Source organism: Ornithinibacillus liuyingii (assembly GCF_055550225.1).
This window is the reverse complement of sequence record NZ_JBPWOS010000007.1, coordinates 136,636-156,614: the sequence shown is the minus strand read 5'-3', so window position 1 is coordinate 156,614 and position 19,979 is coordinate 136,636. Positions and strand designations below refer to the sequence as shown.

21 protein-coding genes and 1 riboswitch are annotated in these 19,979 nt (G+C 36.1%); of the genes, 2 read left to right on the top strand and 19 right to left on the bottom strand.

Annotation, left to right across the window (positions count from 1 at the left end; genetic code table 11):
* Positions 1-6: 6 nt before the first annotated feature.
* From ACSKT4_RS11300 to prsW, 7 genes are all read right to left on the bottom strand, one after another.
* Positions 7-591: a YphA family membrane protein gene (locus tag ACSKT4_RS11300; protein ID WP_186869796.1), complete on the bottom strand. Its 585-nt coding sequence runs from the start codon at positions 589-591 to the stop codon at positions 7-9.
* Between the two features lie 248 nt (positions 592-839).
* Positions 840-1,964, bottom strand: a complete 1,125-nt coding sequence (gene rpsA, locus ACSKT4_RS11295) for a 30S ribosomal protein S1 (RefSeq protein WP_186869797.1) — start codon at positions 1,962-1,964, stop codon at positions 840-842.
* Positions 1,965-2,101: 137 nt separating this feature from the next.
* Entirely contained in the window at positions 2,102-2,776 is a 675-nt protein-coding gene (cmk, locus tag ACSKT4_RS11290; protein ID WP_186869798.1) for a (d)CMP kinase, read from the bottom strand.
* A gap of 39 nt (positions 2,777-2,815) precedes the next feature.
* Positions 2,816-3,478 carry a flagellar brake protein gene (locus tag ACSKT4_RS11285; protein WP_186869799.1) on the bottom strand — a complete coding sequence of 221 codons (663 nt, stop codon included), beginning with the start codon at positions 3,476-3,478 and terminating at the stop codon, positions 2,816-2,818.
* 96 nt (positions 3,479-3,574) lie between these two features.
* Positions 3,575-4,915 (bottom strand): germination protein YpeB, encoded by a 1,341-nt coding sequence (ypeB, locus tag ACSKT4_RS11280; RefSeq protein WP_186869800.1) that lies wholly within the window; start codon positions 4,913-4,915, stop codon positions 3,575-3,577.
* Between the two features lie 11 nt (positions 4,916-4,926).
* Complete coding sequence (sleB, locus tag ACSKT4_RS11275; RefSeq protein ID WP_186869801.1) at positions 4,927-5,841, bottom strand: spore cortex-lytic enzyme; 915 nt, start codon at positions 5,839-5,841, stop codon at positions 4,927-4,929.
* 156 nt (positions 5,842-5,997) lie between these two features.
* The gene (prsW, locus tag ACSKT4_RS11270; RefSeq protein WP_186869802.1) at positions 5,998-6,636 is read right to left on the bottom strand and encodes a glutamic-type intramembrane protease PrsW; all 639 of its coding nucleotides are present in this window, start codon (positions 6,634-6,636) and stop codon (positions 5,998-6,000) included.
* A gap of 90 nt (positions 6,637-6,726) precedes the next feature.
* Here prsW and ACSKT4_RS11265 point away from each other — a divergent pair, with 90 nt between their 5' ends.
* Entirely contained in the window at positions 6,727-7,698 is a 972-nt protein-coding gene (locus tag ACSKT4_RS11265; RefSeq protein ID WP_186869803.1) for an asparaginase, read from the top strand.
* Between the two features lie 249 nt (positions 7,699-7,947).
* Here the strand turns inward: ACSKT4_RS11265 and ACSKT4_RS11260 are convergent, their stop codons facing one another.
* From ACSKT4_RS11260 to ACSKT4_RS11225, 8 genes are all read right to left on the bottom strand, one after another.
* Positions 7,948-9,003 carry an LLM class flavin-dependent oxidoreductase gene (locus tag ACSKT4_RS11260; protein ID WP_186869804.1) on the bottom strand — a complete coding sequence of 352 codons (1,056 nt, stop codon included), beginning with the start codon at positions 9,001-9,003 and terminating at the stop codon, positions 7,948-7,950.
* Positions 9,004-9,023: 20 nt separating this feature from the next.
* Positions 9,024-10,004 (bottom strand): YpdA family putative bacillithiol disulfide reductase, encoded by a 981-nt coding sequence (locus tag ACSKT4_RS11255; RefSeq protein WP_186869805.1) that lies wholly within the window; start codon positions 10,002-10,004, stop codon positions 9,024-9,026.
* 86 nt (positions 10,005-10,090) lie between these two features.
* A complete protein-coding gene (locus ACSKT4_RS11250; RefSeq protein WP_186869806.1) occupies positions 10,091-11,371 on the bottom strand; it encodes a Glu/Leu/Phe/Val family dehydrogenase in 1,281 nt (426 codons plus the stop codon).
* A 154-nt stretch (positions 11,372-11,525) separates the two neighbouring features.
* Positions 11,526-12,104, bottom strand: a complete 579-nt coding sequence (locus tag ACSKT4_RS11245; RefSeq protein ID WP_186869807.1) for a genetic competence negative regulator — start codon at positions 12,102-12,104, stop codon at positions 11,526-11,528.
* Between the two features lie 161 nt (positions 12,105-12,265).
* Entirely contained in the window at positions 12,266-12,574 is a 309-nt protein-coding gene (locus ACSKT4_RS11240; protein ID WP_186869808.1) for a hypothetical protein, read from the bottom strand.
* 1 nt (position 12,575) lies between these two features.
* Positions 12,576-13,151, bottom strand: a complete 576-nt coding sequence (locus ACSKT4_RS11235; protein WP_186869809.1) for a CPBP family intramembrane glutamic endopeptidase — start codon at positions 13,149-13,151, stop codon at positions 12,576-12,578.
* A 1-nt stretch (position 13,152) separates the two neighbouring features.
* Positions 13,153-14,682, bottom strand: coding sequence for a RecQ family ATP-dependent DNA helicase (locus tag ACSKT4_RS11230; protein ID WP_465823407.1), 1,530 nt, complete (start codon positions 14,680-14,682; stop codon positions 13,153-13,155).
* Entirely contained in the window at positions 14,675-15,742 is a 1,068-nt protein-coding gene (locus ACSKT4_RS11225) for a YpbB family protein (protein WP_186869811.1), read from the bottom strand. The genes ACSKT4_RS11230 and ACSKT4_RS11225 overlap by 8 nt, the downstream gene beginning before the upstream one ends.
* A gap of 125 nt (positions 15,743-15,867) precedes the next feature.
* Here ACSKT4_RS11225 and ACSKT4_RS11220 point away from each other — a divergent pair, with 125 nt between their 5' ends.
* Positions 15,868-16,122: a ferredoxin gene (locus ACSKT4_RS11220; RefSeq protein WP_186869812.1), complete on the top strand. Its 255-nt coding sequence runs from the start codon at positions 15,868-15,870 to the stop codon at positions 16,120-16,122.
* A gap of 23 nt (positions 16,123-16,145) precedes the next feature.
* On the opposite strand, the gene ACSKT4_RS11215 is transcribed toward ACSKT4_RS11220, so the two are convergent.
* The 4 genes from ACSKT4_RS11215 to ACSKT4_RS11200 all read right to left on the bottom strand — a co-directional run bounded on the left by ACSKT4_RS11215 (position 16,146) and on the right by ACSKT4_RS11200 (position 19,975).
* Entirely contained in the window at positions 16,146-16,664 is a 519-nt protein-coding gene (locus tag ACSKT4_RS11215) for an ECF transporter S component (RefSeq protein WP_339214822.1), read from the bottom strand.
* Entirely contained in the window at positions 16,661-17,101 is a 441-nt protein-coding gene (locus tag ACSKT4_RS11210; protein ID WP_186869813.1) for a DUF4430 domain-containing protein, read from the bottom strand. The genes ACSKT4_RS11215 and ACSKT4_RS11210 overlap by 4 nt, the downstream gene beginning before the upstream one ends.
* Positions 17,102-17,260: 159 nt before the next feature.
* A riboswitch (cobalamin riboswitch) is annotated at positions 17,261-17,444 on the bottom strand.
* A gap of 45 nt (positions 17,445-17,489) precedes the next feature.
* On the bottom strand, positions 17,490-19,259 hold the full coding sequence (locus tag ACSKT4_RS11205; protein ID WP_186869814.1) for an ATP-binding protein: 1,770 nt from the start codon (positions 19,257-19,259) through the stop codon (positions 17,490-17,492).
* The gene (locus ACSKT4_RS11200) at positions 19,259-19,975 is read right to left on the bottom strand and encodes a response regulator transcription factor (protein ID WP_186869815.1); all 717 of its coding nucleotides are present in this window, start codon (positions 19,973-19,975) and stop codon (positions 19,259-19,261) included. Before ACSKT4_RS11200 ends, ACSKT4_RS11205 begins: the two co-directional genes overlap by 1 nt.
* Positions 19,976-19,979 lie beyond the last annotated feature (4 nt).

Here is a 19,979-nt window from a genome sequence, read left to right as displayed (position 1 = left end):
GCCACCTCAAATGTTGTTCGTTTTATGGAGTAATAAAAACAGTTTATCTTTTCCTTGATGTATAGCTTCCATAAGGACAAGCAGGAATACCATAACAGAGAGTGTATCTAGAAAACGCAAACTACCAATAGATTGTATAATGGAATAATTATATAATAGAGCACTATATAAAAACTCACCGCTACAAATACCAATGACACTTATCGTAAACCTAGCATAAAGTTCCTTTGTTAACACCATTGCCAAGCATACACATAAAACAGGTATCATGATGATTCTTGGCATAAATAGCCATACTGGAGCATTTACTTCCCATATTAATAAACTTGTATAACCAATCATCATGGTAAATGCCGAAAAAAGGAGGATTCCTTTTCTATTTAATGTTGAAAGGAGGATAAAAGCTCCTAATATAAGGGTTAAATAGGACATAGATAACGCTATTGAATCAAAGGATAGATATAGATTTGAAAAACCGATAATCAGTAATATCCACATCGCATAAATAGTCCGTATTTTATTCTTGGGAACTATAAAGGTAAAAATCACCCAAAAGAACCAACCAAACCAGTAAAAAAAGATACCATCCATCAATCATCACCCACCATTTTTAGTATTGCTTTGATGGGTTGTTTTTAAACAAGAAAGAGGATGTCTCCTATATTTGTCATAATAAAAAAGACCCAAACCAATAAAAATTAGTTCGGGTCTTATTTATCGAATTTAATACTACGACGTTATGTGGGTTCCTATTGAGCACAACAAGGGAAAACAGGCTCATAGAAATTATCATCACATATACTTTTAGTTGATATAAACCAAGTATTCCTTAAAGAATGTTATTGCTTAAATTTATTTAATTTATCTCCAATAAGGTCACCAAATTGGAAGCTAGATTGCTCTTCAACCTTTTCGTATTGTTTGTAGTCTTTTGCTTCTTCTTCAGCCTCTAATTCTCGAATACTTAATGACATTCTTTCTTCCGATTCATTAATATCTAGAACTTTCACCCTTACCTGCTGACCAACTTCTAATATCTCTTGTGGTGTACCAATGTGGCGATTGGCAATTTGTGAAATGTGCACTAGACCTTCTACACTTGGAAGTACTTCGATAAATGCTCCAAAATTAACTAAGCGTTTAACCGTTCCTTCTACTACTTGACCTGGTTTAATTTTACTTTCAATATCTGCCCATGGCCCAGGAAGAACTTTCTTTCTGGAAAGTGCAATACGTTCATTATCACGGTCAACGGAAAGTACTTCTACTTTCATTTTGTCCCCGACAGATACCACTTCTTCGGCATTATTGACATGATCATGTGATAGTTGAGAAATATGTACTAACCCATCAATACCACCGATATCAACAAACACACCAAAATCAGTAATGCGTTGTACTGTCCCCTCTATCACTTGTCCAACCTCTAAAGTTTGAATAATCTCAGACTTTTTATTTGCTAGTTCCTCTTCTACAACCGCACGGTGAGATAGGATAACTCGGTTTTGTTCCTTATCTAATTCGACGATTTTCACTGTTAGAATACGATCTTGGTATTCGGAAAAGTCTTCTACATAATGTGCTTCTACTAATGAAGCAGGGATAAAGCCACGTATGCCAATATCAGCAACTAGGCCGCCTTTTACTACTTCTTTTATTTGTACCTCAAAAACTTCACCAGATTGGAATTTTGTTTCTAGGTCACCCCAAGCCAATTCCTGGTCAACTACTTTCTTAGAAAGAACTACTCCATCATCCTCTATTTTCTTTATAGATAATGATAGCGTATCGCCTTCCTTCACAACCTCATTAGGCGTCTCGATATGTAGATTAGATAATTCACTAATGGGAATAATACCCTCCGTTTTATAACCAATATCAACAAGAACATGTTTATCTTCAATCTTCACAACCGTTCCTGTTACCTTATCCCCTACTTGTAAATTTAAATTTTCTTCGCTCATTCCAATTCCTCCTTAGCCAATACAACTATATAACAACATATTTTCAGAAAAAATCTTCCTTTTAATAACTTCTAATATTTGACTTTATTTGTCAAGCAAATATTACCTTCATGATTGTAGTTAGTATTTACCCTTGTTTATTTTAGGATTTTTTGGACCTGATGTAAGATTTGATCAGCGACATCCTGAATAGATAGTGAAGTTGTATCTATTTCCACAGCATCTTCCGCTTTTACTAGTGGTGAAGCCTCACGCTCCGAATCAATTAAATCACGCTTCTCGATTTCTTTCTTCAATTGCTCCAAGTCAGATGGAAATCCTTTATTTATATTCTCTACATGTCTTCGTTTAGCCCGTTCCTCGACTGAGGCAATTAAGAAAATCTTAACCTCTGCATCTGGGATAACCTTCGTACCAATATCACGGCCGTCCATAACTACCCCACGCGCTTCTGCTAGTTGCTGTTGTCTCGCTACCATATCCTCTCGTACCTTCGGGTGCTGTGCAACATAGGACACATTATTCGTAACTTCACTTGTACGTATATCTAATGTTACATCTCGATCATCAAGTAAAACCCGTTGTCCTTCTTCACTCTGAACTAGTTTGATACTTGTTGTTTCAAGTATTTCCACTAGCTCCTGTTCATTATTTACATCAACAGAATTCTCTAGTGCCTTTAATGTTATCGCTCGATACATTGCACCTGTATCAATGTAAATATAGGATAATTTATTCGCAACAATTTTAGCTACTGTACTTTTTCCTGCTGCCGCAGGACCGTCAATCGCAATCGCAATTTTTTTTGTCATTACATTATTCATTCCTCTCATGGTCAATCCCTATGCTAGCTATTGAATTTCTTTTTGTCTTGCTTCTCGTTGCTTTTCAAAACAGTAACGAACAATACTCTGTTTATCCTGTTCACTGAGTGCATTTAATTTAATTGAGGCTATATTGGCAGTATGTTCTTGATGTATAATTCTTACAACCTCACCGGATAGTTCAAGATATGAATACTCCCCAGAATACATATGAAGAACCAAATATATCGTAACCTTCTCCTGTTCCATTATACTAGTTCCTTTAGGTATAATGACAGATATCCCACCACCACTAATATCTACTGTCACCGTAGTAAAAGGAGGAAATTTCTCTTCTATACTATGAATGGCAACATCAGTAGCCGCTTCTACTCTTACATATTGCCTTCTTTGAATTCTCTCTACTTGGTCTTTTTCAGGTATTACAAGTGCCAGAGTGGGTATTTTTCCTCTTTGTTTATCTTTGACTTCAGTTTTGAATCGATAAACAGATTGGTCTTCCCCATTATACTCAGCATACATTATATCACCTATTTGAAATCCTGCATTCGTTCTTTTCGTTTGTATGTGAACTGGATAATCAACGTATAGATAGTTACTATTTTTGTCAACTATTTTACAACGATATTTCTCCATAGAGTTCGTTTTTATACTGAACGCCTCAATTGTTAAAAAAACCCCAATCTTCATGTTACTCCCCCACATTATCTATTCGATAAAACAATAGCTCCCCATTTATTATCACAAAAAAATAAAAAAAGGGAAAGGACAAAAGCCTCTCCCGAACTAAATTCCTGCATAATTTATTTCTTTGCCGTTTAATTTTTCTACTTTTTCTTCATGACCATCTGTCGCATTTATAAAGATACGATACGTGTCATTACCTAATAGACCAAGGAACTCATACACCAGTACCTCTTCTCCAAGATCATTCGTTATGACGGCTAAAAACTCTTCTTGTATATCGACATTTGGATTTACGAAATCTCGTGCTTCCTCATAGCTTAATTTAGGGTCTGGAATGTCTCTTTCATGGTGATTTAGAAAATAATTATTTGCAGTCAATCCAATTATATCTCCATTATCAAGCGCCACTTTTACCTCTATTGCATCTGCAAAAACGCGGACACCATCTTGATTATAAATAAAGGAGTAAATACCTATGTTTTCATATTGACTACTATTGAACATTTCCATCTCTTCAAAATCATGATCTTGAATATATTTCTCAGCTATTTTAAACCCGTCATTTAAGCTAATACTTTGTTCTCCAACTGGTCTATCGACAAGTAACGTAATAGGGTGGCCACCTTTTTGCGTTAAATCAAGGTATGCACTCTTGTTTCCTTCAGAATACGATACACTATATAAGGCTACGTCTGCCCCATCTCCTGTTTCTGTTAAGTTTAAATCTCTTGTTTCTTTTATATTAAATAGGTCTTTACTATATTGCAGTGCTTCCTGTTCACTAATTTGTTTACCTTGAATATTTTCATAGCTATGATTTTCTGAGGAAGTACCAGAAAGAGCTGAATCGACATTTCCTTCTGAATATCCTTCAATCTTCTTTTCGACAGTCTTAAAACCATCGATAATCGTGTTATCTGCTTGTTCATCCTCTGTAGCTAAGGCTAATTGGACGTCCATCCAACGAAGGTTGTTTTCCATTGCTGTATGTTGTACTTGACGAAGTTCATCCTTAATTTCACCAGCTTGCGAATATAAATTCTCTAATGTTTCTAGCTCTTTATCAGATAATGGATCTTTATCTAAATCTCGAATGGCGGTTCGATACGTAAAATCTCCAATATTCGATAAGAATTCTTCCGTCTTATTAAATGGTATTAACGTAAGTGGCAGTTGCCCAACATTTGATAATGAATCCGATGTAAGTCTCCAAATTTCCGCAAGCTGTGGTGATAATCGTTCTCTGGAGTTCATAGCAATTGCCGTACCAATCTTATCATGCAAAAGATCCATATTATAAGTCAGTTCATGAAATGCCCTCTGATACGTATTTTCTGCTTGTATTAAGATGGCATTTTTTTCTTGATGTTCTTTATAGCCCCATGCAGCAGTTCCTATAACTGCTACTGCTAGGACAACTATCGATATCCAACGCAACATTTTTCACACCCCTATTTACAAAAGATATGCTTACCTATCCGCTTAATTTGTGGTCTACCCCAAATCCAACTTGATGTAGCCGTATCTGGGTTAAAGTAATAAATTGCTTCCCCTGTAGGGTCCCAACCATTGATAGCATCTAAAACTGCTTGTCTAGCTTTTTCATTCGGTGTTAACCAAATTTGTCCATCTGCTACTGCCGTAAATGCTCTAGGTTCAAAAATAACCCCTGCTACAGTATTAGGAAACGTTGCACTCTCTACACGGTTTAAAATAACTGCGGCAACGGCAACCTGCCCCTCATATGGCTCTCCTCTTGCCTCTCCATAAACAGCATTTGCCATTAAGCTGATATCATTTTGTGAAAAGCCTTGTGGCACATTAACAGCTGGTGTATCCGTTGTATCACCTGTGTTTGTAGCATCGCCTGTTTCACCTTCTGCTGGAGCTTGTTGTTCCGTACCACCTTGGTTTTGTGCTGGTTGTTTTGGCTGTGTTTTAGCTGTTCCACCACCACCAGCTTTTTTCCTCGGTTTTGTCTGTTTGGCAAGATCAGTTCCACCATAGTAAGTAAATTCATTTCCTTTAGCCAATTGTTCATGAACCCATTTTCCATTAAATTCTGATGCATCGACTAACTTTTGCCTAGTCTTTAATCCTGCAAGACCATCAACATCTAATCCGAATTCTTTTTGAAAATTACGTAACGCCCAGTATGTTTCCCAACCAAATACACCATCAATTTTGCCATTATAAAAACCAATATACTGGAGCCTTGCCTGAAGCTCAATGACATCATCACCAACTGCCCCTTTCTGTATTACCTGATTCGTAAAGGCTTCTACTTGTTTGGGGTTATAAGTTTCTTGAAGTCCAATTGCAAATAGACATATAATAACTAAAAGGATGTATTTTCTCAATGTCATATTGATACCTCTCACTTTCATTTTTGTCTAGTAGTATCTATTTTCTGATGAAACTGCTAATTTATGCATACGAATCTAGATTTTAAATTTACCTAGGATAATGGGAAACAAAAAAAGAGACTGTAAAAGTCCCTTTCTATTCATCATATTTAGTTATTATGAGCTTGCTCTAGCTATTTTCACCCGATGTAAACCAAAGAACCATAGCAATATCATAAATGGAATGACATACAAGGCCCAGTTTTTCGTAACATAACCTAAAATAAAATTATAAATTCCGTGTAAAGCGATAGGTATAACCAATGCTAAAATAATATTGACCGCTCGATTCACAGGGTACATCTTGGCTTTCCCAAAATAATAACCCATGATGACACCAAATAATGCATGGGAGGAAACAGGGAACAATGCTCTAGTAAAAGCATACTCAATCCCATTTACTAGTAGATAAAGAATATTTTCAACTGTAGCAAATCCTAAGCTTATTGAAACAGCGTACACAATCCCATCGTAATGAGCACTAAATTGTGTATGCTGATAAATAATGTACATAAAAACAAACCATTTAAAAAATTCTTCTAAAAAAGCAACAACAAAAAAAGATTGTACAAATAAGTTACCGATTTGATCACTTTCAAACGCATATTGGAGAAACATGATTGGAAATACAAGTAAACCACCAAAAATGAACGTACGCAGAATCAGCGGGATTGGTTCTGTGATTTTATCTTTTAAATAAAAAAAAGACATTAAAGCAAGTGCAGGTGCAACCCCAGCAGATATAATTCCTAGCATTTGTAACCTTCCCCTTCCAAACTAATTCAATCGTACCATGTTCCGAAACGATTGAAAATACATAATTTATGAGAAAAGTAGGTGTATCTTTTGAAAAAAATTATCATCATTCACACCGGTGGTACTATTTCCATGCTTGAAAATAGAGAAACGGGTGAAGTAAATACGACAAACGAACATCCATTAACAAATGTCCCATACAATTTCAGTGATGATGTCATGATAGATGAGTATATTGCGTACTCTTTACCATCTCCACATATAACACCGAAGCATATGTTGGAATTAGCCAAAACAATCGAACAGTTTTTATTAGAATATGATGGGATTGTTGTTACCCACGGAACTGATACTTTAGAAGAAACCGCTTATTTATTAGAATTGGTATTAGATACAGAAAAGCCTGTAATCCTAACAGGAGCAATGAGATCCAGCAATGAGATTGGTTCTGATGCATTATACAATTTAATTAGTTCTGTTCGTGTTGTATTATCTCCTGCTGCCTATTCTAAAGGAGTATTAGTTGTCATGAACGATGAGATTCATAGTGCGAAGAATGTTACGAAAACATCGACCAGTAATATTGCAACCTTCCAAAGTCCTCAATTCGGGCCAATTGGAATTATTACGAAAGAATCCATACTCTTTCATCATCAATTAACATCAAGAACGGCTTACCCTGTGGAAAATATTTCAAAAAATGTACCTTTGTTAAAGGCTTATGCGGGAATGGATAGCAACATTATTGAATTAGTATATGGTGGAAAACCAGATGGATTAGTTATTGAGGGGCTGGGACAAGGCAACCTTCCTAAGGAGACGATCCCTGCCATTAAACAGATTTTAGCAGACCAAATTCCAATTGTATTAGTTTCGAGAAGCTTTCGAGGTGCTGTACAACCTACCTATGCTTATGAAGGTGGAGGAAAACAATTGAAGGAAATGGGCGTAATTTTCACCAATGGATTAACTGGTCCAAAAGCGCGTTTGAAATTACTTATTGCATTAGAAAACACATCTGATATACAAGTCATACGTGATATTTTTGAAAAAGACTTTTAAGCGATTAATTGGTACCTGTTGTCATCAACCTGTTTGACTAAAGAAATACCTATTCACTAACTACCAATATAGCGAGGTCCCCCACTTATGGGAGTACCTCGCTATATTCTTTCTACTCAGTAGTTCATTACTACCAGAGGCATATTAGCTAAAAACAAGAATATGACACAGATTATCTTTCCTACTGACGATGACTACACATAATTCCTGGGCCAATATTTTTTTATCTAGAGCATATATCCCTTCAAACTATCGGCTATTCTCTAATTCCCACTGTTTAATCTCTTTACGTACCATTGGAGCCACTTCTTTCCCTAGTAACTTAATAGCATGCATCACATCTTCATGTGGCATAGATCCTACTGGTACATGTAGCATAAACCGCGTAATTCCGACTTCTTTACGTAAGAGGATTATTTTTTCTGCAACAGTCTTTACATCCCCAACATAAAGTGCTCCTTCTAACTGTCTAGCATGATCAAAGGATTTCTTAGTATAAGGTGCCCAGCCACGTTCCTTCGCTAACACATTCATTGCTTGTTCTGTAGGTGGAAAAAACTTATCCACTGCTTCCTCTACAGTATCCGCTACAAATCCATGGGAATGTGATGCGACAGTCAGTTGCGATGGGTCATGGCCTGCTTGAGCGGCAGCACGATAGTACAAATCCACCAAAGGGGCGAATTGTAAAGGACTACCGCCGATAATAGCAAGTGCAAGAGGGAGCCCTAAAATTCCAGCACGTATAACAGATTCAGGTGTTCCACCACTAGCAATCCATACTGGAATAGGCTCTTGAACCGGTCGAGGGTATACACCACGATTATTGATGCTTGCTCTATGCTTCCCATTCCAAGATACGAATTCCGTTTCTCTTATGTTTAACAATAGCTCTAATTTTTCATCGAATAATTCATTATAATCCTTTAAATCATAACCAAATAAAGGAAAGGATTCGATAAATGAACCCCGTCCAGCCATTATCTCTGCTCTACCATTAGAAATCGCATCAACCGTTGCAAAATCTTGAAAAACGCGAACTGGATCTGCCGACGATAATACGGTAACTGCACTGGTTAAACGAATGTTTTTCGTTTGGGATGCAGCCGCCGCAAGTATTACTGCAGGAGCAGAGCTAGCATAATCTTTTCGATGATGCTCACCTACTCCATATACATCAAGACCTACCTCATCAGCTAACACAATTTCTTCTACGACTTCGCGTATTCTCTCTGCATGACTGATCACTTTTCCTGTATTCACATCAGGGGTTGTTTCCACAAATGACGTAAGACCTATTTCCATTCTATATACTCCTTTACCCTCTATTTCAAACGGGTTGCAATTAGTCTTGCTATCTTCTCACCATGAAATCGTCCATTTTCAATGAATATCTCATTATTGTTATTTCCAGCAGCTACAACCCCCGCTATAAATACACCCTCTACATTAGTTTCATACGTTTCTTCATCATATAACGGTTTTCCGTTTTCAGAATTAAATTTCACACCTATTTCTTTTATTAATTTCACATCAGGACGATATCCAGTCATTGCAAAAACAAAATCATTATCTATTCGATATTCCTTATCAAACACTTTATAATATACAGAATCATTCGTAATCTTCAAAACTTCAGCTTGGAATACCATGTTAATCATGTCTTTTCTTACAAGTGAATCGAAGTCGGGAAGAATCCATGGTTTAATACTTTTAGAATACGTTTCTCCTCGATAAAGAACCGTAATATTCGCTCCTGCTTTATGAAGCTCCAGTGCAGCATCAACTGCTGAGTTCTTCCCTCCAATTACAACAACATTCTTATTATAATATGGATGTCCTTCCTTGAAATAATGACTAACCTTTGCTAAGGTCTCCCCTGGAATATTCATATAATTCGGCTGATCGTAATAGCCTGTTGCAATGATAATTTGGTCCGCTACATATTCTAACGGCTTGCCATGAAATGTCTCCGTAAAAACAGAGAAGTAGTCACCCTCATTCTTCAGTGACGTTACCGTTTCATACGTATTGATTCGTAAATTTTGTCTCTCTGCTACATTTCGGTAATACGCTAATGCTTGGTTTCTTCTCGGTTTTTGTTTCTCTGTTATGAACGGTATCCCACCTATTTCAAGCTTTTCACTGGAACTAAAAAACGTTTGATGTGTTGGATAGTTGTATATGGAATTCACAACGTTACCCTTTTCTATTATTAACGAATCTATACCTTGTTCTTTTAACGCAATGGCACAAGCGAGTCCACAAGGCCCTGCACCAATTATAATGACTTTTTCTTTTCTCATGTTATTACCCCGCACTTCCTTAGTCAAAATCAAAAAACTCTTATCCATACGATGATAAGAGCTTTTTGTAATTCATGTTCTATCGATTATACCCAGCCTCGGAAACGAGATGCTTCCGCCATTTTTCTTACACCAACCATATAGGCAGCTAGTCTCATATCGATTCTTCTAGTTTCTGCCGTATTATAGATTGTGTTAAATGCTTTCGTCATAGTTTGGTAAAGCTTTTCTTCTATTTCCTCTTCTGTCCAGTAGAATCCTTGATTATTTTGTACCCATTCAAAGTATGAAACTGTAACTCCACCTGCGGATGCAAGTACGTCTGGAACGAGTAGTATACCTCTTTCCGTAAGAATTTTCGTCGCTTCCATCGTAGTTGGACCATTTGCTGCTTCGACAACAATTTTAGCCTTGATATTATGAGCATTTTCCTCTGTGATTTGGTTTTCTACTGCTGCTGGTACAAGGATATCGCATTCTCTTTCTAATAACTCTTTGTTCGAAATGGTATTATTAAATAATTTTGTAACGGTACCAAAGCTATCTCTGCGATCTAGCAGATAATCAATATCTAATCCTTCTGGATCATATAATCCGCCATATGCATCTGAAATACCAACAACAATTGCACCTGCATCATGTAAGAACTTAGATAAAAAGCTACCCGCATTTCCAAATCCTTGAACAATTACTTTTGCGCCTTTTACCTCAATATTGCGTTTCCTCGCTGCTTCATCAATACAGATTGTAACACCTTTTGCCGTAGCAGATTCTCTACCATGTGAACCGCCTAGAACAATTGGTTTTCCTGTAATAAACCCAGGACTATTAAACTCATCAATTCTACTATATTCATCCATCATCCATGCCATAATTTGGGAATTAGTAAACACATCTGGAGCAGGAATATCTTTTGTAGGGCCAACAATTTGGCTGACCGCTCTTACATAACCACGACTTAACGATTCTAACTCGCGGAATGACATTTCTCGAGGATCACAAATAATGCCACCTTTACCACCACCATACGGTAAATCAACAATACCTGCTTTTAAACTCATCCATATTGATAATGCTTTCACTTCTCTTTCTGTTACGTTAGGATGGAATCTAATTCCTCCCTTTGTAGGTCCTACCGCATCATTATGTTGTGCACGATATCCAGTGAAGATTTTAGTTGAGCCATCATCCATACGAACAGGAATTCTAACTGTCATCATACGAAGTGGTTCTTTTAACAACTCATAAACTTCATCAGGGTAACCCAGTTTCTCCAGTGCATTTTTTACAACAGTTTGTGTTGAGCTCAGTACATCCAATTGCTTATTATTCTCTTTGGTAGAATCTGCTGCTTTTTCGGCTACCATGAATTTACCTCCTAAGGAACATATAAATATTAATAATAGCTATTCTCAGAGATTAGTATACACGTTAGTCACAAATATGCAATATAAAACCCCTCTTTTTCTCTTAAATTTCAATAAAAATGTAAACGTTTTCTCTTATATACTATTATACAAATTAAGTAAAGGTCTGCACAATCGTTTCTATGGCGTTGGAAGGGATAATAACTTTTCCATATTCTTTAAGCCTATAGGAAGTAACGATACTTGGATTAGAGAACTCTGACATTAATGCAATAACATTTTCTTTATTATTACCACCTAGTTCGTTTCGCTTTAAAAGCATATAATACCGATTTTCCATAAAAAACACTTGCCCTCCGCTAACTGATAAGGAATTTAAATAGGAGGAAACCTGTATGATATTCTCGAAATCATCAAATGAAAAAATTAATTCTTTGCTCTCGTCAAGTGTCACTTTCATTTCAATGAAATCCTCATCCCAATCTATATTATCGCGATTTTGCGTAACAATAACATGCATTCCTTGTGCCTGCATGATATACACCTGCACATATAACTTTCCTTCAAGCTCAAAACCTAGTTCTGAACTTGCTTCATACATAACATCTGTAAAGAGGTTCTGGATGCTTGTGGCATCTTGAAATAACTCCTCCTTGTTAAATCCCCGTTCTACCAAGTCATCAAACGTTAAAAATATTGTAAATTGACTACTGGACACCCTTTCAATACGCACATAGCATCCTCCTCAAATGAACAAAATATCCCGCTTCTAAAACAAACGACCTATATTCGGCCAAAACGGCTAGATTCTTTTTATTATTATATGCTGCTAAACAAATTGTTGAACGATATACAAGTTAACTTTTAACTTCGGGCGATATAATCAATAAGGTTCTAAAAAAATTCCAGTCCATCCCCTAGAATAAACAGGATTACCAAAACAGCTAAAAGTAAAACAACCAATGCTAATCTAATAAATGGTTTTGTTATTTTGAAATGGGTTCTTTTCTTCTTAACTCCGTGAACTTCTTTTCTAGGGGGAAGATTTAATACACTCATATCATGAAAGCTTTCAGCATCAAAATTAGACGGATCCTTTTCAGGTTGTGACAGAGCTCCTGCTATCTGTTGTTGGTTTACTTCATTCAATATAGATCTTAATTCTTCTGCTTGATCATGATGATCTTTTTTCTTCGTTTCCACACTAATCCCCCCAAATCTTATAACGGATGATTAATCCCAATAAAAAATCAATTACAAAATGCGTTGTTATCGATACCAATAAATTATTCGTAACCTCATACATATATCCAATGAATAAACTTATCAATAAGACTGATAAGAGAAGTACCGGCTTCCTCAAGTATCGAACGTGTACTAACGCAAAAATAATACTTGCCGTCAAATATCCAAAAGTCGTTTGAATAACCCCGCGGAATAGCATTTCCTCGGAAACAGCAATAAATAGTGTTAGAACAAATATCCTAGGAACAGAGAGGTTGGTAAAGATTCGTTTATTAATTCCTCCATCATCATAATAATTACTGGGCAGGATGGATATTAAAACAAGATCCATAAGTACAATAATAATTCCCGGCATAATGCCGAAATAAACCATTTCACTCATGTTGAAAGTGAATAAGGTTATCCAATCAGCTAAGCTATCAAACAAGAAAAAGCTTAGCACAATGGAAATGAATAAAAATAACCCTTGAGAATATACTACCACTCTTCTTAATTGTTCATTTGTCAGTTGATCAGCCAGTTCAGCTTGTCTCATTTTATTCTCCTAGTAGTATACGTTTTAATTTCTTTTCCCATGATGAAATAGAAGGTTTATTTATCGTTTGCACAGGGGTGAAGCTTTGTATATTCATACCACAGTAACTACAACAAAACGTTTCTAGCTTTGTATAGCTATCCTGAAATTTTGCGTACAGATTTTTCCTAAGGCATTCATTGGATTGAATCCAATTTAACATATCATATAATTTAGATTGTTTTAGTATAAATCGTTCGTCACGTATTTTTTTTACGTGTTGAAATGCTTCATCGATTTTACTTTGCTCATATTTTAAACCATTTTCTATGAACATGCCATTTTTTTCTAATTGGGAGGAAATAAACCGCCATTGAACCTCACTAATCTCCATCAAAGACTGCATTTCTTCTAATTCTTTTGGTAGGGACAGGTTCTCTTCGCGGTAAGATTTTATAATTCGGTATACCCGCATTAAGTCTTCATCTGAAGGTAATTCACTGTCTATCATTTGTTTAGGAAGAAATACATCCTGCCTACTATATAAAAGTACACTAATACTCTGCTCCCCATCTCTCCCAGCTCTACCAATCTCTTGAATATAAGATTCTATTTGACCAGGAAAATGATAATGAAAGACAAAGCGAATATTATTTTTATTTATCCCCATGCCAAATGCGCTTGTACAACAAATAATATCAATTTGATCGTTCATGAACTGTTGCTGTATCGCAATACGGTCCATTTGTTCCATACCACCATGATAAAAAGCCACTCGATGATTGGGAAGCTTTTCAGAAAGTAAAAGCGAAACACTTTCTGCTGCAGTCTTACTAGAAAAATATATAAGAGAAGGAACCTTTTTCTCCTTTAGCAGCTGGGTAATCACTTCAATCTTCTCTTCATTATTTTGCACTTCCATAACAGAGAGTGCAATATTCGTTCTGTCCATCGGAAAAATATGCTTAACCATAGCAGGGCGATTTAATGAAGAAATAATATCTTTTTGAACCTCCCTTGTTGCTGTGGCACTTAAAGCAAGGACTGGTGGTTCTCCTAAAATCTTAAGTACTTGTCTTAATTTTTGATAATCCGGTCTAAATTCATGACCCCATTGGGAAATACAATGGGCCTCATCTACAACAAATAGTGAGATAGTAAGTTTTTTTAAATAGAATTGTAGTTCTTTTTGCTGCAAAATTTCAGGAGAGACATAGATTAATTTGTATTGATGTAGATTTCGATATAATCTCTTCCTTTTTTCATAATCTAAAAAGCTATTAATTGCGATGGCATCTTTAAAATTTGTTGCCTTCAATTCTTTTACTTGATCCATCATCAATGAAATAAGTGGTGAAACGACAAGTGTAACACCTTCAAGAAGACGGGCTGGTAACTGGTAGCAAATGGATTTCCCCGTACCAGTAGGCAATATCCCTAATACATCATTTCCTTTCATGACATCTTCCACTATTTCCTTTTGGCCTGTTCTGAAGGCAGAGTAACCAAAGTACTGTTCTAGCTCTTTTTCTAATGACAATGTGTTAGACATGGAAATCTTCCTCCGGTAAAAGTTCCTTCAACCTAGTTAGGACTAGTCTAATTTGAAAATAATCAATGGAAGGACTACAATTTTCTTTAATAATCTTCAGCTTAAGTGTTTGATTGTTTTTTACTGCTTGCACAATTTGTACTTGCTCCTCCTGCGAAACAAACGATTGAATGTCAAAATCTGGGTCATACAAAGCAATCTCAACAATATGATCATAAATCGTGCTTAGCTTTAGATCTCTTTTTTGGGCGATGTCTTCCAGGCTAAAGTTATTCATATATAATTGATAGGTAAGATTCGCGGTATTCGTAATGAATTTATTCTCGTTTGGCTTATCAATTAATTGCAATAAAATAGGGTAGTTCTCTTGATTTCTATCCATAATCGTAAGGAATTTATGTGTTATTGCAATTAATATAATTTTCATATCGTCATGAGAAGATTGGTATTTTGCCGCTAACTGATCGATACTCATCCCATAGTGCTGATATCCACTTAATCGGTCCACAAATATTACTGCTTCTTTATTCGAAAGTTGGCTTAAAACGTGATGTAGCTCATGATACAACTTCTCCGCCACCCGCTCTTTACCGTTGTGATGATAGAATTGTTTTACCCAATATGTAACACTCGGATTATCTATTATTGGGATAAACGAATAATGATTTGCTTGTAGATTAGAATACGTTTGAACTAATAAATAGAGTCTTTCTAAGAAGGAAATATCCTTCCCAGAAAGCATCAGCCCATTTAAATTGGTATATACAGATGAATCATAATACTCCTGCAAGAGCTCTTTAGCAGCTGATGAAATCATATAATAGTCATCTGGACCTTGCTCAATGATCCATCCTTTCTTCTTCATGTCACGAATAATTTGTATAAAATGCTGACGTGACAATGATGCATATATCCCATAATATTTTTCCAATTGAAAAATTCTGGCATCGTGAACAGATTGTATCGATTTCTTTCCCGTTATGAGATGATATATTCCAAATATGGATCGATTGGTTCTAATACGATCGATACAATCTAATAAAATTCCTTCAACATACATATTTTTTTAACTCCTCATTGGACTTAGTTCTATCATATCATTTATCGTTTAGTTGAATAATACTAATTTACATTTTAAAATAGAAAAAGTACTAGATATAACTGTATCGTGAGGGGTAACCATTGATGAGAGCTAAATATACCATAGTGGATAAAGAAACGTGTATTGCCTGCGGTTCCTGCGGGGTGGCTTGTCCATTACTTTTTGATTATGATGATGAAGGTCTAGCCTTTGTTACAATAGATGACAATACGGGAAACAAGGAAATACCTGAGGAATTAGAAGACGATGTATTGGATGCTTATGAAGGTTGTCCAAGTGACTCCATTAAAATAGCAGAACATCCTTTCCATAACAATCCACTTCGATATGAGAGATAATAGACGAACACCAACAAAGTAGGTTAGTTGGTGTTCAAATGTTTTTGTATATAGTTTTGGAAAATAAATGACACCGTCGGATAGAGTAGTAGCATGATGACAGCATTACCAATTGCATGATACGTATCGAACGGTAAACCAGCTATATAATAAGCCCAAAATCCATGTCCAGTAATTTGGTAGTTAGTCAACGAAACAATGAATCCGTATAAGTATCCACTAAATACAGCCAATATTAGAATGAGATAAAAAGGAATCTGTTTCATTGTTTTACCTAAGATACCGCTCATAACCCCAATAAGTCCCCAGGATAGGATTTGCCAAATCGTCCATAATCCAGTCCCAAGAACCATATTCGATAAAAAGGTAATTAAAAACGCCAATATAATACCAGCAACTGGCCCTAAAAAAATGCCACTTATAATAATAACTGAAGTTACGGGTTGAACATTTGGGATAGAACTTAACATAATTCGTCCAACTACAGCTAATGCTGCAAGAAAAGCTAATAGCGTTAATTTATAAATATTCAACGATCTCATTCCCAAGATTGATAATCGAAATTAACTACGTCCCCATCTTTCAGTTCCACTTCCCCTGCTCCTACCAGTGAACTTTCACCATTGATAGAAAACATCCAGGACATTGAATTTTCTTCATCATAATCTAGCCCCTCAAGAGAGGTAATAAAGCCGTCTTTATCTTCAGCGTTAAAATTTTCCTTCATCACGTCTAATAGAATATCGCCTTCGTTGATTTCTACTTCTTTTTCTTCTAAAATCTCAGCTTCTTTATCCTTAGAAAGTACAATTTTAACAGTTGCTTCCTCTTGTTGTTCACTTGTTTCAGTGGTATTAGCTTGGTTTTCGTTTGGCGTTTGATTTTGAGTTGCATTATCAGAAGACTCATCATTGCCACAAGCTGCAAGAACTACTAATGCTACAAGTACTGTAAACAGTTTTAATAATAGTGATTTCATATTTTCCCCTCCACTTTAGTAATTTTAAAAATCAGGTAAATAAAAAAAGAGCTAACCCCGTAACTAGTTAACTCCTGTGACAGTCTATCGACCATAAAAAAGCATAAAAATACTGTTTTTATGTACTAGATTGTCTCAATTGTCCTATCCTCGGGATCATTGATACAGTTGATACTGGCAGGTCTACTGGCTTGTGACTACTTACCTACTTTAAGCCCTTCCCATAGAATAATCTACAGTGGTCATTGCTTATTTCGTCATCACTTACAGTTGCGAGGACAGCTCTAGCTTTTCACTAGATTCCCTTTTAAGTAACACATACACCAATATCAAATTCTTGTATTCAATTCTACTACATATAGTACCATACAACAGCTAAATTACAAGATTAAATATCTTCTTCCTTGGGAATCATGAAGTTAAATGTTGTTCCGATATCTAATTTACTTTTCACCGTAATGGTACCTCTATGTGATTTGACGATATTTTTGGCAATAGATAACCCTAGCCCGGTACCTTTAACATGCTTATTCCGAGTTCTCGATTTATCAGCCTTATAGAATCGTTCAAACACAAATGGCAAATCTTCTTCCGGTATTCCACTACCACTGTCTTCAACAGACACCGATAATCCATTATCATCATTTGTGACCGAAACCTTCACAAAGCCACCTTCACTCGTATGGCGAATCGCATTATCAATCAAATTTGTAAATACTTGTTCAATACGATCCGGATCAAAATAAGCCTGAGCTTCTTGTATATCTTTCGCTAAACTCATTTCAATTTGATTCTCTGCAGCAATTCCTTGGAATTTACGGAATATCCGTTCAATATAAGGAGTGATATCCACCTTCTCCTTTTTCAAGGTTAAATGTCCTGCTTCCATACTAGCCATATCGAGTAATTCATTTACGAGACGACTCAACCGTAATGATTCTTCATAGATAATTTGTGCAAGTTCATTTTTCTCTTCTTTCGTCTCGGCAATATCATCAACAATTGCTTCACTATATCCTTGCAACATCGAAATAGGGGTTCGCAATTCATGGGATACATTCGCAATAAAGTCTTTACGCAATTTATCTAGCCTACGTTCCTCAGTCATATCGCGAATTACAGCTACTGCACCACGTATATAAGCTTGATCATATAAAGGTGTCATGATCATTACCCAGGTTCGGCCTTGTAATGTGATTTCTTCTATTACTTCCTTTTCCCCTTCAATGACTTGCTGTAACGTATCCAGCAATTCTTTTGGAAGCTTACGTGATTCGGTATCACTTTGTAGATTTTTTTCGAAATACCAGTCTTCTATAAACCGTTCCGCAGGCTGATTGGTAGCAATAATTTCCCCGCTACGGCTTAATGTAATCACACCATCTGCCATCGAATTAACAATACTAGATAATTGTTCTTTCTCCTGTCTTAACGCATTAATATGAAATTTTAACTGTCTTCCCATATGATTAAATGCCATCGCCAGTTCCCCAATTTCATCATGCGTCAAGATGGGAACCTTTGTATTAAATTCTCCTCTTGTTAAATCAAAGGCTGCCTCTCTCATTTTAATTAATGGTGATGTAATACGTGTTGATAAGAAAAAGGCAAATATCGTTGTAAGAATAATCGCGACAGCAGCAGCACCTAATATGATCTTAGTTGTTTCTGCTTTGGTACGGTCGACAATAGCTAATGATTGATATACTAGTACAACATCATCGGTGTTCGGAACAGTTTTTCCAACGAGCATAATACCAGGCTCATCTTCTGAAACTTCAATTTCATCGTTGTTGTTGTCATCATCCGCCATAATTCCAGCTACATCGGATTGCTCGATAAGCCACTCATCCCGTAAACTGGACAAATGAATATCATCGGTTTCTGAACTCCAATAATCCCCTTCTGAAAATAAAATAATCACTTTACTTGATGGGTCTTTTACTCGTTCCGTTGTTTCATAAATTAATGATTTATCCTCGTGATTTTCCACCATAACCGAAACCTTTGTCGCGGTCTGTAATAATGCTTCTTCTGCTTCTTGAATATGAAAGTTCTCAAAGAACTCTAATAAAAATATCGTTAATACAAATAATACAAAAGAAACTAGCAATAATATAGTTACTGCTAGTTTCCCCACTACACTACGCCAAAACATTATTCATCATCTACCTCGAATTTGTATCCAACTCCCCAAACCGTAACAATCATCTTTGCAGCTTTTTTGGATACTGTATTTAATTTCTCACGAAGACGTTTTACATGGGTATCGACAGTTCGTAGGTCACCAAAGAATTCATATTGCCAAACATCCTTTAACAGCTGCTCACGGTTAAATACCTTATCCGGTGATTTAGCTAGATAGCATAGTAATTCATACTCTTTCGGTGTCAGTGCAACTTCTTGTCCATCAGCTGTAACACGATGGGCATCATGATCTATGGTTAAATGTGGAAATACTAATAAATCTTTTGTTGATGCATTCATTTCCTGATTTCCACCTGAACCGGTACGACGTAGTAATGCTTTCACCCGAAGTACTACTTCCCTAGGACTGAAAGGCTTCACAATATAATCATCGGTACCTACTTCAAATCCCTGTACGCGATTGGCTTCTTCACCCTTTGCCGTTAACATGATAACAGGTGTATTCTTTTCTTTTCTTAATTCTTGGCAAACTTCAATTCCATCCATCTCCGGCATCATAATATCTAATAGGATCACATCATAATCATTTTCTAATGCCAAGCTTAATCCTTCTGGGCCATTTTCCGCTTCTTCTACAATTAAATCTTCCCGTTCCAAATACATACGAATTAGGCGGCGGATTCTTTCTTCATCATCAACCACAAGTACTCTAGTACTATTATTCATGGAA